This window comes from Bacillus cereus (genome assembly GCF_002577405.1).
GTDB classification, from domain to species: Bacteria; Bacillota; Bacilli; order Bacillales; family Bacillaceae_G; genus Bacillus_A; species Bacillus_A cereus_AU.
Genome location: NZ_NULR01000013.1, coordinates 524,975 through 539,976, shown reverse-complemented (window position 1 = coordinate 539,976; position 15,002 = coordinate 524,975). Strand labels below are relative to the sequence as shown.

Below are 15,002 nucleotides of genomic sequence, written 5' to 3'. Positions count from 1 at the left end.
AAAAGAAAAGACGCACAAACGCACGTCTTATATTTCTTCTATTTTTTCTACATCTTCTATCTGCTCTGCAAACTCTTCTGGTGTTTCAAACGTCATTTTCCCAAGTTTACCACCACGAAGCTCACGAAGTACAAGCTCAGATGTTTTATCATAATCAATCATTCCGCCGCCCATTAAACAGCCTCTATTTTTTCCAACCGCATCAAATAACTCCACAATATCTTCTGGAATGTCATTTAAATTATATCGCTCTTTCAAACGTTCTGGGTAATGTTTCTCCATAAAACGGAACGCATAAACAGCTACATCTTGTAAATTTAAAATGGAATCTTTAATTGCACCCGTTGTTGCTAAACGAAGACCTACTAATTCATCTTCAAATTTAGGCCATAGAATACCTGGCGTATCTAACAATTCCATTTCCTTCCCAACTTTAATCCATTGCTGGGCTGTTGTCACACCTGGACGATCACCTGTTTTTGCAATATTTTTCTTTGCCAATTTATTAATTAACGTAGATTTACCAACATTAGGTATCCCTACAATTAAAGCACGAATCGCTCTCGGTCTAATACCTTTAGCAACCATTTTATCAAATTTTTCTTTAACCAACACTTTACAAGCCGCTGCAATTTCCTTCATACCTTGTCCAGCTTGTGCATTAATTGAAATGGCCATATGACCTTTTTCTTTAAAATATGCGATCCATTGTTTTGTTAAACGGTCATCAGCCATATCCGCTTTATTTAAAACAACAAGCCTCGGTTTATGTGTAATAATCTCATCAATCATTGGATTTCGAGAAGATAAAGGTAATCGAGCGTCTACAAGCTCAATTACAACATCAATTAACTTTAATTTTTCTGTTACTTGGCGTCTAGCCTTTGCCATATGTCCTGGGAACCATTGAATTACCATGTTGCCACCTTCTTTTCTTTTATTTCACAATACGAGCATCTTTTAACGGCCAATATAGTATATTGGCTTTTCCAATCACTCGGTCCATTGGAATTGTACCAATCGAACGACTATCTTTACTAAAACGACGATTATCGCCTAGAACAAATAATTGACCTTCTGGAACAGTTTTCTTCCCTGTCATTTCTTCAAGAGTAAAATCATATGTAAGTGGCCCATCAGCAATTTGTTTTTTCTGCTTGTCTAGATACGGCTCCTCATAAGCCTTTCCGTTAACATATAGTATATCATTGCGATATTCTATTTCATCACCTGGCAGGCCAATAATACGCTTAATATAATCTTTATCTTCCGTCGCTCGGAATACGATAATATCAAATCGTTTTGGATCTCCTATGTGATAACCAATTTTATTGACAATCATTCGATCACGATCATGTAAAGTAGACGCCATCGATACTCCATCTACGAGAATTGGCGCAAAGAAAAACTGTCTAATAACGCCCGCTAATACAACAGCAATTAAAATTGCCTTGATCCATTCCCAAAGTGAACTCTTTTCTTTCTTCATGTATTTCCCCTCCACGGTTATGTAAGCTGCTCGTATTATATCAAAAATTTATATAGATTGGAAAAAGGGAGCTTGTGTATTTACAAGCTCCCATACATGTCTTATCGAATTTCTTTAATACGTGCTTTTTTACCGCGAAGGTTACGTAAGTAGTATAACTTAGCACGACGTACTTTACCACGGCGAAGTACTTCGATGTTCGCGATTCTTGGCGTGTGAACTGGGAATGTACGCTCTACACCTACACCGTAAGAAATCTTACGAACTGTGAATGTTTCACTGATTCCGCCACCACGACGTTTAATTACAACACCTTCGAAAAGCTGAATTCTTTCACGAGTTCCCTCAACTACTTTTACGTGTACACGTAAAGTGTCTCCAGGACGGAATGAAGGAAGGTCAGTTTTTAATTGGCCTTTTGTAATTTCTGCGATTAATTGTTGCATATTAAATTCTCTCCTTTAAACAGATGCTCTTATAAAGTCTTAATAAATTACAGCGGAACATCGTTAATACGGCTACTGATTTCAGTAACACAAATGTTATAATAGCATATTGCTAGGACTGTTGCAATAGAAAATATATCAAGCCCTTATTTGTCTTCTTTAATCTGTTTCAACCATTTCTCTTCTTGTTTAGAAAATTCTCGGTCTTCCAGTAAATCTGGTCTACGTGTATACGTACGACGCAAGGACTCTTTATGTCGCCATTCATCAATATTTTTATGATTTCCCGACATTAGTACATCCGGTACCTTCATACCCCGAAAATCAGCTGGACGCGTATAGTGAGGATGCTCTAATAAACCTGTACTAAACGAATCTTCCACTTGTGAAGCATGATTCCCTAAAACTCCTGGCAAAAGACGTACGACACTATCAGTAATCACCATTGAGGCTAATTCCCCGCCTGTTAATACGTAGTCACCAATAGATATCTCATCTGTTACAAGATGTTCACGAATTCGTTCATCGTACCCTTCATAATGGCCACATACAAAAATAACATGCTCTTCTTCAGCAAGCTCTTCTGCTTTCTTCTGCGTAAAGCGCTCTCCTTGTGGACACATTAAGACGATCCTCGGTTTACGGTCCGTTTCCTTCGTTAACTCTTCCACCGCATCAAAGATAGGCTGCGGGGTTAATACCATCCCAGCGCCACCACCATACGGATAATCATCTACACTATTATGCTTACTAGTCGTATAATCACGGAAATTGACAACACGAAGCTCTACAGCTTCTTTTTCTTGTGCTTTCTTTAAAATTGAAGACCCAAACACACCCGTAAACATATCTGGAAACAACGTTAAAATGTCAATTTTCATTATAGCAATCCTTCCATTACATGAATGGTTACTAATTTATTTTCAATATTAACTTGAAGTACCACGTCATCAATATAAGGAATTAAAAGATCTTGACCTTTTGGTCGTTTAATCACCCAAACATCATTTGCACCAGGAGATAGAATCTCTTTGATTGTTCCTAACGCTTCTCCTTCTTCCGTTACAACGCTGCAACCAATAATTTCATGATAGTAGTATTCACCTTCAGCTAGTTCCCCTAACTGCTCTTCTGGTACTTTTATTAAAGAACCTTTGAACTTCTCTACTTCATCTACATTGTTGTATCCTTCAAATGTTAATAAATCAAATGTCTTATGTTGACGATGAGAAGTTACCTTTACCGGGAGATAGTCTGTACTTTTCTCATTCGATATGTATAACGTGTTTCCTACTTTATATCGCTCTTCCGGAAAATCAGTACGAGAAATAACACGAATTTCTCCTCTTACGCCATGAGTATTTACAATTTTCCCTACGTTAAACCATTTTGTCATAAATAGTATGTCACCCCTGGTTTCTATATAAATTAAGCATCTCCATTTCATGTATGGAACATGCAATCTCTCTTTAAATGTTAAAAAAGGGAGAGGAAATAACTCCTCGCCCTTTTTACATTTATTGAATTTCCAGTGTTACTTTTTCATCATTATGATGTCCCACTGAATACAAGAGCATTCGAATCGCTTTCGCAACTCTCCCTTGCTTTCCAATGACTTTTCCAACATCCTCAGGATGTACAGTTAATCGATACTTTATCTCTCCGTTGTAAAGTTCCTGTGTAACTTTTACATCTTCAGGATGATCGACAAGAGGCTTGACAATCGTCTCGACTAACTTCTTCATAGTCATTGCCTCAATTACTTACCTTGCTTAGATAAGTGGAATTTCTCCATGATACCTTGGTTAGAGAATAGGTTACGAACTGTATCAGATGGTTTAGCACCGTTTCCTAACCATTTTAATGCTGCTTCTTCGTTGATCTTAACTTCAGCTGGTTGAGCAACCGGATTGTAAGTACCGATTTCCTCAATGAAACGTCCGTCACGAGGAGAACGAGAATCTGCAACAACTACACGATAGAAAGGAGTTTTTTTAGCTCCCATACGTTTTAAACGAATTTTAACTGCCATTTATAAAGCACCTCCGAATTTATTTCACACAGATAATTATATTAGCAAAAAGACTATTGCTTTGTAAAGTATTTTTTCTTAACAGAGCCATCTTTTTTCCTTACATGAATGGAAATTTCAATCCACCTAGTCCTTTTTTCTTACCTTTTTGCATTCCCGTCATCGTTTTCATCATTTTTTTCATATCATCAAATTGCTTGATTAGACGATTGATTTCTTGTACCGTTGTACCGCTACCTTTGGCAATGCGTTTTTTACGACTAGCATTGATTATTTCCGGTTGTTCTCGCTCTAATTTAGTCATAGAACGAATAATTGCCTCAATATGCCCAATTTGTTTTTCATCAACTTGCGCATTTTTCAGCCCTTTAATTTTATTTGCACCAGGAAGCATTCCTAACAATTCATCAAGTGGTCCAAGTTGACGCACTTGTCCAAGTTGTTCTAGGAAATCGTCAAGCGTAAACGAAAGCGTACGCATTTTTTGCTCAAGTTCTTTTGCTTTCTCTTCATCAACTGTAGCTTGCGCTTTTTCAATTAATGTTAAGACGTCGCCCATCCCTAAAATACGGGATGCCATACGTTCTGGATGGAACGCTTCAATTGCATCTAGTTTTTCACCCATACCAGCAAATTTAATTGGTGTGTTTGTTACAGCCTTAATAGATAATGCCGCACCACCGCGCGTGTCACCATCTAATTTCGTTAATACAACACCTGTTAAACCTAACTGCTCATGGAAACTTTGTGCAACATTTACCGCGTCTTGTCCTGTCATCGCATCGACAACAAGGAAAATCTCATCCGGTTTCGCAACTTCTTTCACTTTCGCTAATTCATCCATTAGTTCTTCATCAATATGCAGGCGACCTGCTGTATCGATTAAAACATAATCGTGATGATCTTCTTTCGCTTTTGCAATCGCTTGTTTCGCAATTTCAACAGGACTTACTTGATCTCCTAAGGAGAAAACAGGCATGTCCAATTGCTTCCCTAATGTTTCAAGCTGTTTAATCGCTGCTGGACGGTAAATATCCGCTGCAACAAGCATCGGTTTACGATTATGCTTTTTACGAAGCAAATTCGCAAGTTTACCTGTTGTCGTCGTTTTACCCGCACCTTGCAGACCAACCATCATTATAACAGTAGGTGGCTTATTAGCAACAGCAATTTTGCTTTGCTCTCCGCCCATAAGTTCTGTAAGTTCTTCCTGTACGATTTTAATTACTTGTTGTCCAGGTGTCAAACTTTTCATTACATCTTGTCCGACAGCACGCTCAGACACACGCTTTATAAAATCTTTTACTACTTTAAAGTTAACATCTGCTTCTAAAAGAGCTAGACGAACTTCTCTCATCATTTCTTTCACATCGGCTTCAGAAACTTTTCCTTTGCCGCGGATTTTTTGCATTGTCTGTTGAAGTCGGTCGGCTAATCCTTCAAATGCCATATTGCCGCCCTCCTAATCTAATTTTTCGATAGCTTCAACAACTTGTTTCATTTCTTCATTCACATGCTCTTCTTCGCTGATTAGCTGTTTTAGCTTTGCAACAAGTCGCTGTCGCTCTTGAAACTTTTGAAGTAATACTAATTTATCTTCATATTCTTCAAGCATCGCTTCAGTCCGTTTAATGTTATCATACACGGCTTGGCGGCTTACATCAAATTCTTCCGCAATTTCACCAAGAGATAAATCATCTAGATAATAAAGCGACATATAACTTCTTTGTTTTTGCGTTAACAACGATTGATAAAAATCAAATAAGTAGTTCATTCTCGTTGTTTTTTCGAGCATGTTGGATCATCCTTTGTTAAGTGATTTCCCTTTACATGAATTAGTTTACATGGAGTACAAAAGAGTGTCAAGTTTTTTTCTTAACATCACATATTTTTATAGAAAAAGAAGCGGAAATACCGCTTCTTTCACTTACACTTCTTCTGTTTCTACTAAGTTCGCAAATAAGCCATACACATATTGTTCTGGATCAAATTGCTGCAGATCATCCATTTGCTCTCCTAGTCCAACAAATTTCACCGGTACATCCATTTCGTTACGAATCGCTAATACGATACCACCTTTAGCAGTTCCGTCTAACTTCGTTAAAACAATACCAGTAACATTCGTTGCCTCGCGGAATGTTTTTGCTTGGCTTAAACCGTTTTGTCCAGTTGTTGCATCAATAACAAGTAATACTTCATGAGGAGCCCCTGGTACTTCACGTTCGATTACACGCTTCACTTTCTCTAATTCTTTCATTAAGTTCACTTTATTTTGCAGGCGACCTGCTGTGTCACATAGCAATACATCTACTTTACGTGCTTTCGCAGCTTGTACAGCGTCGTACATAACCGCCGCTGGGTCAGACCCTGATTCTTGTTTAATCACTTCTACACCAACGCGATCGCCCCATACTTCTAATTGTTCAATCGCCCCAGCACGGAATGTATCTCCTGCCGCTAATAAGACAGACTTGCCCTCTGATTTAAATTTATGTGCCAACTTACCAATTGTCGTCGTTTTCCCTACACCATTAACACCAACAAATAAAACTACTGTTAATTGATCCTCTTGTATATTAACTTCATTACTAAAGTCGCTATCACCTTTGTAAATTCCTACTAACTTTTCTGAAATAACAGCCTGTACTTCTTTCGGATCTTGAATATTACGACGTTGCACTTCTTCTTTCAACTGATCAATTAATTCCATTACCGTCGAAACTCCGACATCTGCACTAATTAAGATTTCTTCTAATTCCTCAAAGAAATCTTCGTCTATTTTGCGGTAACGATACACTAAATCATTTACTTTATCGGCAAATGAATTTCTTGTTTTTTCTAATCCTTGTTTAAATTTCTCTGTTACCGTATCCGTTTGTTTTGAAATTTTTTCTTTTAATTTTTTAAAAAAGCTCATACTTCCCATCCTTCCTATTTGCTTGCCACAAGTTCTTCGCCATCATCTAAACGAACAGAAACAAGCTTAGACACCCCTGATTCTTGCATTGTTACACCGTACAATACATCAGACTCTTCCATTGTACCTTTTCTGTGTGTAATTACAATAAACTGTGTTTCATCACTAAATTTCTTTAAATACTGCGCAAAACGAGCTACATTCGCCTCATCAAGAGCTGCTTCTACTTCATCTAGCACACAGAATGGAACTGGGCGTACTTTTAAAATACCAAATAAGAGCGCAATTGCCGTTAAAGCACGCTCTCCACCTGAAAGTAAACCTAAGTTTTGTAGTTTCTTCCCTGGCGGTTGCGCTACAATATCAATACCCGTATTTAATAAGTCCTCTGGATTTGTCATTACTAAATCCGCTCTTCCGCCTCCGAATAATTCAGAGAATACCAATTGAAATTCCGTTCGAATTCCTTCGAACGTAGTAGAAAAGCGTTTTTTCATCTCTTCATCCATTTCCGTAATAAGTTGATGCAATGTCGATTTCGCTTCTTCTAGATCGTCTCTCTGCTCTAGTAAAAATGTATGACGCTCCGCTACACGTTCGTATTCATCAATTGCCCCTAGGTTCACTGTACCTAACTCTTCTATGGATAATTTGATTAATTTTACTTTCTTACGTGCATCTTCTGCTGGCATCGTCATTGTATATTTTAGCTTCGCTGCTTCAAATGAAATCGTATATGTTTCACGTAAATGTTGCAGTCTATTTTCTAGCTCTACATCAAGTCGGTTTATTTTCACTTCTTGATCTTTCAACATCTCAAGAATATATTTATGTTTACCTAATGTGTCTTTCACATTGCGCTCTAAACGCTCAACTCTTTCTTGCAATGATACGCGTTGTTCACGGCGAGAACGAATCAGCTCCGAAGTTTGATTACGATCATACGCTTTCTTCTCAATCATATTCGTAATTTGTTCTTCACCACTTGAATTAGACGTCATTTCTTGTTTTAAGAACGCTAAATCCTCTTTTGTTTTTACAAGCGTTGCATCAGTCTCTTCTTTTTCCTTCGTCAATCGTTCAACTTTTTCTTTTTGATTAGATAAGCGTTGTTGCTTTTCAGCTGCCAGCACCTTTAACTCAGTCATTTCTTTTTGAACGTTTTCTTTCGAAGAGTGTTGCTCACTTTTTTGTTTTGTTAAAGCGACAATTTTACTATCCAACTCCGCAATATCAGCTTGAAGGTTCGTTAAAATACCTTCTAACTCCCCTTTACGCCCTTGGATTTTTACTCGATCTTGTAAAAATCCTTCAATCTCTAAATCATAAATAGATAAGCGATCGTTGATACGATGTTCTTCTAATTCTAAGCGATTAATCTCTTCTCTTAATTTTTGCTCATCTACACGCTCTGCTTCTACACTTTGCCTTAGTTCGCGTATTTTCACTTCTTTTTCTTGAATTTCTTGTTTTACTGCTTTAACAAAGTTTTCTAGCTTTGTTGTTTTTTCTTCCATATCAGTTAGCTTACTCGTCCACTCTTCTAGTTCGCGTTGACGTCCTAATAAAGACGATTTCGCTTGTTTTACCGCTCCACCAGTCATAGAACCACCAGGGTTCACTACATCACCTTCAATTGTTACAATGCGATAACGGTATTGCAGTTGTTTCGCTAACTCATTTGCTCCACGTAAATCTTTCGCAACTATAACCGTACCTAATAAATTTGAAACTACATTTTCATATTTATTGTTGTACTGCACAAGTTCTGCCGCCACACCTACAAACGACGGGTGTTGATTTACGATACGCAATTGCTCAAATGATAACGATCTACTTTTAATAACAGATTGCGGTAAAAACGTTGCTCGTCCATGTTTATTTTGTTTTAAAAATGTAATTGCATTACGAGCATGTTCCTCTTTTTGTACGACGATATGCTGCATCGCTGCACCTAGAGCAATTTCCATTGCAATTTCATATTCTTTCGGTACCGTTAACAGTTCTGCAACAGCACCCTCGATACCTTGCAACCTATTTTCTCTAGCTTTCAACACTTCACGTACTCCTTGATAGAAGCCAGAGTAGTCTTCTTGCATCTCTTCTAGCATTTCTTTTCGAGAACGTGCCTGTTGTACAAATTGATACGCTTGATACAGTTTTGTTTCATTTTCACTATACTGCGCCTTACATTTCCCAAGTGCCGCTTCTGTCTTCTGTATATTTGTAAGGATACCAGCTACTTTTTCTTTCACTTGTTCATAACTTTCCACAAGTTTCGTCTTTTTCGCTGTAATTTCCATACGCATTTCTACATATTTCGCATTTTCTTCATCAAGACGTTCGTTTTTAGAGCTTTGCTGTTTAGATTGTTCTTCAATCATAGATAACTCATTACGATGACTAGCTTGTTGATTTAAAAGTTCAATATAATCACCTTTTAAATTCTCAATTTGTTCCTCTAAATTATCGGCGAAAGTTGCAAGAAGTAGCTCATTATCATGTAGTTTTTTCTCTAACTCTTTTACTTGATTTACAAATTGCATCAACACTTCTGTACTTGATGCAATTTCACCATCATAACTTGTAGCTTTCTCTGTTAATTCAACAATTAACTGTTCAAGTTGTGCACAATGCGTTGTTGCATTTTGCTTCCTTTCTTTTAACAACTCACGCTGTCCTTCTAATTTTTCTAGTTCTTTACTAGAAAGAAGAAGTACTTCTTGCAAAGAGTCTACAGACTCATCTACCGCTTGTAATTGCCCTCGTAATTCCTCAAGCTCTTCTTCACCTTTTTGTAAATCCGTTGACATTTTTGCTTCTTCATTTTTATTATGCCCAAACTGATTTCGAAGCGCTTCCCATTTCTCATGTAATTCTTCAATTTCATGTACAATAAGCGCAGCTTCTACTTTCTCTAATTCTTCTTTATTCTCGAGATAATCTTTCGCAATAGAAGCTTGTCTTTCTAAAGGTTCTACTTGACTACTTAATTCGTGAATTATATCTTGCACACGATTTAAGTTTTCTTGTGTTTCTGCTAATTTCCCTTCAGCTTTCTTTTTACGAAGTTTATATTTCAGCACACCCGCAGCTTCTTCAAATACACCACGACGTTCCTCTGATTTACTACTTAAAATCTCTTCAACTTTCCCCTGGCTAATAATCGAAAAAGCTTCTCTTCCCATACCAGAGTCCATAAATAAATCGATAATATCCTTCAATCTACATGGTTGTTTATTTATATAAAAATCACTGTCACCCGAACGAGATACACGGCGCGTTACACACACCTCATTATATTCAATCGGTAACCGTTGATCTTCATTGTTTAAAGTGATTGTTACTTCAGCAACATTAACCGCTCTTCTCGTATCACTGCCCGCAAAAATAATATCCTCCATCTTTGCACCACGTAATGATTTTGCAGATTGTTCACCAAGTACCCAGCGAATTGCATCTGTAATATTACTTTTCCCACTCCCATTAGGTCCTACTACAGAAGTTACACCCGGAACAAAATCAACAGATACACGCTCAGCAAAAGATTTAAATCCTGCTATTTCTAATCTTTTTAAAAACACGAAAGGCCTTCCTCCTATTCTCCGTTTTTATAAATGTTGTCTGTATGAAAACAAGCTATTATACGGATTCCCTCTCCTTTTATTTACAAATAAAAGGAAAATTTTATTCTATGCACAAGGAATCCCCCTCGTTAAAAGGGGGATTCCTTATTGTTGTTCTTTTAATTTTTTCAACGCTTCTGCAGCAGCTTGTTGCTCTGCTTCTTTTTTCGACTTTCCACTACCAAGACCTAATGCCACGTTATTTAACGTAACACGAGACACAAATTCTCGATTGTGGGCCGGTCCTTTTTCTTGTAAAATTTGATACTCAATATTGCCACTACCATCACGCTGAATCAATTCTTGTAATTGACTCTTATAATCCATCACATGAGAAAAAGCACCTTCATTAATTTTCGGATATACAACTTCTTTTAAGAATCCCCAAACTGTTTCTAGCCCTTGATCAAGGTAAAGGGCTCCAATAAACGCTTCAAAGACATCCGCTAATAAAGCTGGTCGTTCACGTCCACCCGTCATTTCCTCACCTTTTCCTAATAAAACAAGGCTACCAAATGACAACTCGTTTGCAAAACGAACAAGAGATGGCTCACATACAATAGCTGCACGTAGTTTTGTTAACTCTCCTTCGCTCATTGTCGGATATTTTTGAAACAGATACTGTGATACAGTGAGTTCCAATACAGCATCACCAAGAAATTCAAGACGCTCATTGTCCTCATGCGGTTTTTTTCGATGCTCATTCACATACGATGAATGCGTAAATGCTTGAATCAATAATTTTTCATCTGAAAACGTAATACCTATCTCTTCTTGAAATACTTTAAACGCTTCACGATATTTTGTTTCGTATTTTTTTTCTCTATGTTTTCGGTACGGCATAGGTCCCTCCAGATATAAGCCGAGAAGCCCCGCTAAAAAACGGGACTTCACTTAAGCATTATAGATGACTCTCTATGTAAGTCACAGCATCGCCAACAGTAGCAATCTTTTCAGCATCTTCATCAGAAATTTCCATTTCGAATTCATCTTCCAATTGCATTACAAGTTCTACTACATCTAGGGAGTCTGCGCCTAAATCTTCTTTAAAGCTCGCAGCTGGTACTACTTCAGTTTCTTCTACACCTAAACGATCAACGATGATTTTTGTTACACGCTCTAAAACATCTGCCATTCCATTCACCTCCCCTCAAATATTATATTAAATATTGGCCAAAAAAACTAGTTGAAATCAATTCTTTTATTACATTACCATTCCGCCATCAACATTTAACGTTTGTCCTGTAATATATTTGCTTTGATCAGAAGCAAAAAATGTTACAGTATTTGCGATATCTTGCGCTTCACCAAACTGAGCTGCAGGAATTAATTTTAACATTTCGGCTTTTATATTTTCATCTAATACATCCGTCATATCAGTCGCAATAAACCCTGGAGCAATTGCATTCACTGTAATATTTCTGCTCGCTAATTCTTTTGCTGATGTTTTTGTTAATCCAATTACACCCGCTTTAGCAGCAACATAGTTTGCTTGTCCTGGGTTTCCGGTTACCCCGACAACAGAAGCGATATTAATAATACGTCCATGACGTTGACGCATCATATAACGAGATACTGCCTTCGTACATAAGAAAACACCTTTTAGGTTTGTATTAATAACTGTATCCCATTCTTCTTCTTTCATACGCATTAATAAATTATCTTTTGTTACACCAGCGTTATTTACAAGAATATCTACTTGTCCAAACGTATCTACAGTTTGTTTCACCATATTTGTAACATCATCAGTATTTGCAACATCTGCTCTTACTGCAATAGCATCTGAACCTAATTTCTTTATTTCATCAACTACTTCATTCGCCTTTTGCTCATTACCAGCATAATTTACTACTACATTTGCCCCTTGTTTCGCTAAATCAATCGCAATCGCACGACCAATCCCACGTGAAGCACCCGTTACTAATGCAACTTTCCCTTTTAACATCAGTTTTCTCCTCTCAAATTTGAAATGGTATCTTGTAATGTCTCTTCATCGTATATCGCATATGCTTTCACTGATGAATCAATCGACTTCATAAGTCCAGCAAGTACTTTCCCAGGTCCAATTTCAATAAATGTATCTACCCCTTGATTCACCATATATTCAATGGATGGATACCATAAGACAGGCGAATATAGCTGTTCAATTAGCTTTTCTTGAATATCTGTACCACGTGTAATAACGTCCGCTGTAACATTTGCGATAACAGGAATATTCGTATCTTGAATTGTAATTTCATTTAAAACGTTTTGGAATCTCTCAGCAGCTGGCTTCATAAGAGAGGAATGAAACGGTCCACTTACCTTAAGCGGAATTGCTCTCTTTGCACCATTTTCTTTTGCTCTTTGAGAAGCAATCTCTACTCCTTGTTTTGTTCCCGAAATCACAATTTGCTTCGTACTATTCATATTAGCGATTTGTACTGCATATCCTTCATTTGTTACTTCTTCTGTAACTTGTTTCAGCATATGTGGGTCAGCCCCTAAAATAGCTGCCATTGCACCTTCTCCGCCAGGAACAGCTTCCTCCATATATTCCCCGCGTTTTCTTACAGCATATACAGCTTCATCAAAAGTTAATGCACCAGCTGCTACAAGAGCGCTATATTCACCTAAACTATGTCCCGCGACAAAGTCTGGTGTAATATCATACTCTTTCAAAGCTGTCAAAATAGCAAAACTCGTTGTTAATAATGCAGGCTGCGCGTTTGTTGTTAATGTTAGTTTTTCCTGCGGCCCTTCAAAAATCACTTCTGAAAGTGAATCTTGCAGCACCTCATCTGCTTTTTCAAATACTTTCGCAACCTCTTTATTATTCTCTGCTAACTGTCTACCCATTCCAACTGCCTGTGAACCTTGGCCCGGAAAAAGAAATGCTAGTTTACCCATTTCAAATCCTCCTCTTATTGGAGTGGCTCTTTCTCCATTACACTTGAAATTGTAGGAATAATTTCTTTCGCTACCATTTCTCTCGTTTGACGAATCGCACTAAATATCGATTGGTCATTTGAAGAACCGTGAGCCTTAATGACAGGAGCTTTCAATCCAAACAACGCCGCTCCCCCATACTCCGAATAATCCATTTTATCTTTTAATACCATAAGTTTTGGTTTTAATACTGCTGCTGCTAATTTGCTCGTAAACGAACTCATTAATTGCTCTTTTAACATAGAGAATAATGCAAGCGCTGTTCCTTCTAGTGATTTTAGAGCTACGTTACCTGTAAAACCATCACATACAACAACATCTGCTACACCTTGCAATAAGTCTCTTGATTCAACGTTTCCAACAAAATTAATTGGTGCATCCTTGAGCATAGCAAAGACCTGTTTTGAAAGCTCGTTTCCTTTACCATCCTCTGTTCCAACGTTTAAAAGTCCAACGCGAGGATTTTTAATTCCTCTTACCTTCTCTGCATAAACAGAGCCCATTACTGCATATTGATATAAATGAATTGGTTTTGCATCAACGTTTGCTCCAACATCTAACATCACAAAACCTTCTCCATCAACAGTTGGCATTGTAGGCGATAAAGCTGGTCGTTCAATTCCTTCCATACGACCAACAACAAACAATCCGGCTGCCATTAATGCTCCTGTACTTCCTGCTGATATACAAGCATCCGCTACGCCGTTCTTTACTTGCTCTGCCGCTAGTACCATTGATGCTTGTTTTTTTCGGCGAACCGCTCTTACTGGTTCATCTGTCGATTCGATTTTTTCGTCTGTATGAAGTATAGTAATTCGCTCTTCACTGGTTAAGTATTGGCGAATGTCCTCTTCTTTTCCTACTAACGTAATATGTAAATCTGAATATTCCTTAATAGCTTTCATTGCCCCTAATACGACAGCCTTTGGAGCATGATCGCCACCCATTGCATCTATTGCGATTTTCATAAGTTGTTACCTTCCTCACTATAATTACTAGATCGATACATTTCAAAAGTGCCTGTGAAAACAAGTTCTTCTCCAACAAAGCTTCGCACTTTGACAACCGTCCGTCCTTTATCATTCTCTACATCTTCAACGCGCGCTTTTGCAACAACACGCTCTCCTAATTTTACAGGACGAATGTATCGAATGGTAGACTTTGCAGTTAAAGCTAATTCTTCATCAATAACCGCAACAGCTAGTGAGTTTGCTTGTGCAAACAAATGATGCCCACGGGCAATTTGATTTCTTTTAAATACATGTTCTACCTTTACTTCAAAGATAGAAATCGCATGTCTATCTAATTCTATATCGATAATTTCTCCGACAACCTCTTCTAACGGTAAAGATTTCACATCTTCTTCATGTTGTTTTGTAGCTACATGCTTAATTCGTTCTCTTAATTCAGGAATAGATAATTCCATACGATCAAGACGAACAGTTTGTATGCTCACTTGAAATTTTTCCGCTAAATCTTCATCCGTTATAAAAGGATTCGTTTCTATTGTTTGCTGTAATAATTCTTGTCTTTCTTTTTTGCTTCTTCTTTTTTTCATACCGCA

At 37.6% G+C, this 15,002-nt stretch carries 17 protein-coding genes; all 17 read right to left on the bottom strand.

Going from position 1 to position 15,002, the window contains the following annotated elements; translation table 11 throughout:
* Positions 1–27: 27 nt before the first annotated feature.
* On the bottom strand, positions 28–918 hold the full coding sequence (gene ylqF, locus COC96_RS18765; RefSeq protein ID WP_098267853.1) for a ribosome biogenesis GTPase YlqF: 891 nt from the start codon (positions 916–918) through the stop codon (positions 28–30).
* 19 nt (positions 919–937) lie between these two features.
* The gene (gene lepB, locus COC96_RS18760) at positions 938–1,489 is read right to left on the bottom strand and encodes a signal peptidase I (RefSeq protein ID WP_098267854.1); all 552 of its coding nucleotides are present in this window, start codon (positions 1,487–1,489) and stop codon (positions 938–940) included.
* 101 nt (positions 1,490–1,590) lie between these two features.
* Positions 1,591–1,935: a 50S ribosomal protein L19 gene (rplS, locus tag COC96_RS18755; protein ID WP_001186517.1), complete on the bottom strand. Its 345-nt coding sequence runs from the start codon at positions 1,933–1,935 to the stop codon at positions 1,591–1,593.
* A 146-nt stretch (positions 1,936–2,081) separates the two neighbouring features.
* Positions 2,082–2,816 (bottom strand): tRNA (guanosine(37)-N1)-methyltransferase TrmD, encoded by a 735-nt coding sequence (gene trmD, locus COC96_RS18750; protein WP_097902947.1) that lies wholly within the window; start codon positions 2,814–2,816, stop codon positions 2,082–2,084.
* A complete protein-coding gene (rimM, locus tag COC96_RS18745; protein WP_088230132.1) occupies positions 2,816–3,331 on the bottom strand; it encodes a ribosome maturation factor RimM in 516 nt (171 codons plus the stop codon). Before rimM ends, trmD begins: the two co-directional genes overlap by 1 nt.
* A 121-nt stretch (positions 3,332–3,452) precedes the next feature.
* Positions 3,453–3,680: a KH domain-containing protein gene (locus COC96_RS18740; RefSeq protein ID WP_000737399.1), complete on the bottom strand. Its 228-nt coding sequence runs from the start codon at positions 3,678–3,680 to the stop codon at positions 3,453–3,455.
* 14 nt (positions 3,681–3,694) lie between these two features.
* Complete coding sequence (rpsP, locus tag COC96_RS18735) at positions 3,695–3,967, bottom strand: 30S ribosomal protein S16 (protein WP_000268750.1); 273 nt, start codon at positions 3,965–3,967, stop codon at positions 3,695–3,697.
* Between the two features lie 100 nt (positions 3,968–4,067).
* Positions 4,068–5,417, bottom strand: coding sequence for a signal recognition particle protein (gene ffh, locus COC96_RS18730; RefSeq protein ID WP_002173106.1), 1,350 nt, complete (start codon positions 5,415–5,417; stop codon positions 4,068–4,070).
* Between the two features lie 12 nt (positions 5,418–5,429).
* Positions 5,430–5,762 (bottom strand): putative DNA-binding protein, encoded by a 333-nt coding sequence (locus COC96_RS18725; protein ID WP_000891061.1) that lies wholly within the window; start codon positions 5,760–5,762, stop codon positions 5,430–5,432.
* Between the two features lie 132 nt (positions 5,763–5,894).
* Positions 5,895–6,884, bottom strand: coding sequence for a signal recognition particle-docking protein FtsY (ftsY, locus tag COC96_RS18720; protein ID WP_098267855.1), 990 nt, complete (start codon positions 6,882–6,884; stop codon positions 5,895–5,897).
* 14 nt (positions 6,885–6,898) lie between these two features.
* The gene (gene smc / locus COC96_RS18715) at positions 6,899–10,468 is read right to left on the bottom strand and encodes a chromosome segregation protein SMC (RefSeq protein ID WP_098267856.1); all 3,570 of its coding nucleotides are present in this window, start codon (positions 10,466–10,468) and stop codon (positions 6,899–6,901) included.
* A gap of 147 nt (positions 10,469–10,615) precedes the next feature.
* Positions 10,616–11,353, bottom strand: a complete 738-nt coding sequence (gene rncS, locus COC96_RS18710; RefSeq protein ID WP_098267857.1) for a ribonuclease III — start codon at positions 11,351–11,353, stop codon at positions 10,616–10,618.
* A 58-nt stretch (positions 11,354–11,411) separates the two neighbouring features.
* Positions 11,412–11,645, bottom strand: coding sequence for an acyl carrier protein (gene acpP / locus COC96_RS18705; RefSeq protein WP_000786062.1), 234 nt, complete (start codon positions 11,643–11,645; stop codon positions 11,412–11,414).
* A 69-nt stretch (positions 11,646–11,714) separates the two neighbouring features.
* Positions 11,715–12,455 (bottom strand): 3-oxoacyl-[acyl-carrier-protein] reductase, encoded by a 741-nt coding sequence (fabG, locus tag COC96_RS18700; protein ID WP_097902949.1) that lies wholly within the window; start codon positions 12,453–12,455, stop codon positions 11,715–11,717.
* A complete protein-coding gene (fabD, locus tag COC96_RS18695; protein WP_098267858.1) occupies positions 12,455–13,399 on the bottom strand; it encodes an ACP S-malonyltransferase in 945 nt (314 codons plus the stop codon). The genes fabG and fabD overlap by 1 nt, the downstream gene beginning before the upstream one ends.
* A gap of 14 nt (positions 13,400–13,413) precedes the next feature.
* Positions 13,414–14,406, bottom strand: coding sequence for a phosphate acyltransferase PlsX (gene plsX / locus COC96_RS18690; protein WP_098769139.1), 993 nt, complete (start codon positions 14,404–14,406; stop codon positions 13,414–13,416).
* Positions 14,403–14,996 (bottom strand): transcription factor FapR, encoded by a 594-nt coding sequence (gene fapR, locus COC96_RS18685; protein WP_000747352.1) that lies wholly within the window; start codon positions 14,994–14,996, stop codon positions 14,403–14,405. The genes plsX and fapR overlap by 4 nt, the downstream gene beginning before the upstream one ends.
* Positions 14,997–15,002: the final 6 nt, after the last annotated feature.

Coding starts and splice junctions, on each gene's coding strand:
- ylqF (WP_098267853.1), bottom strand. CDS start 918: ATGGTAATTCAATGGTTCCCAGGACATATGGCAAAGGCTAGACGCCAA.
- lepB (WP_098267854.1), bottom strand. CDS start 1,489: ATGAAGAAAGAAAAGAGTTCACTTTGGGAATGGATCAAGGCAATTTTA.
- rplS (WP_001186517.1), bottom strand. CDS start 1,935: ATGCAACAATTAATCGCAGAAATTACAAAAGGCCAATTAAAAACTGAC.
- trmD (WP_097902947.1), bottom strand. CDS start 2,816: ATGAAAATTGACATTTTAACGTTGTTTCCAGATATGTTTACGGGTGTG.
- rimM (WP_088230132.1), bottom strand. CDS start 3,331: ATGACAAAATGGTTTAACGTAGGGAAAATTGTAAATACTCATGGCGTA.
- COC96_RS18740 (WP_000737399.1), bottom strand. CDS start 3,680: ATGAAGAAGTTAGTCGAGACGATTGTCAAGCCTCTTGTCGATCATCCT.
- rpsP (WP_000268750.1), bottom strand. CDS start 3,967: ATGGCAGTTAAAATTCGTTTAAAACGTATGGGAGCTAAAAAAACTCCT.
- ffh (WP_002173106.1), bottom strand. CDS start 5,417: ATGGCATTTGAAGGATTAGCCGACCGACTTCAACAGACAATGCAAAAA.
- COC96_RS18725 (WP_000891061.1), bottom strand. CDS start 5,762: ATGCTCGAAAAAACAACGAGAATGAACTACTTATTTGATTTTTATCAA.
- ftsY (WP_098267855.1), bottom strand. CDS start 6,884: ATGAGCTTTTTTAAAAAATTAAAAGAAAAAATTTCAAAACAAACGGAT.
- rncS (WP_098267857.1), bottom strand. CDS start 11,353: ATGCCGTACCGAAAACATAGAGAAAAAAAATACGAAACAAAATATCGT.
- acpP (WP_000786062.1), bottom strand. CDS start 11,645: ATGGCAGATGTTTTAGAGCGTGTAACAAAAATCATCGTTGATCGTTTA.
- fabG (WP_097902949.1), bottom strand. CDS start 12,455: ATGTTAAAAGGGAAAGTTGCATTAGTAACGGGTGCTTCACGTGGGATT.
- fabD (WP_098267858.1), bottom strand. CDS start 13,399: ATGGGTAAACTAGCATTTCTTTTTCCGGGCCAAGGTTCACAGGCAGTT.
- plsX (WP_098769139.1), bottom strand. CDS start 14,406: ATGAAAATCGCAATAGATGCAATGGGTGGCGATCATGCTCCAAAGGCT.
- fapR (WP_000747352.1), bottom strand. CDS start 14,996: ATGAAAAAAAGAAGAAGCAAAAAAGAAAGACAAGAATTATTACAGCAA.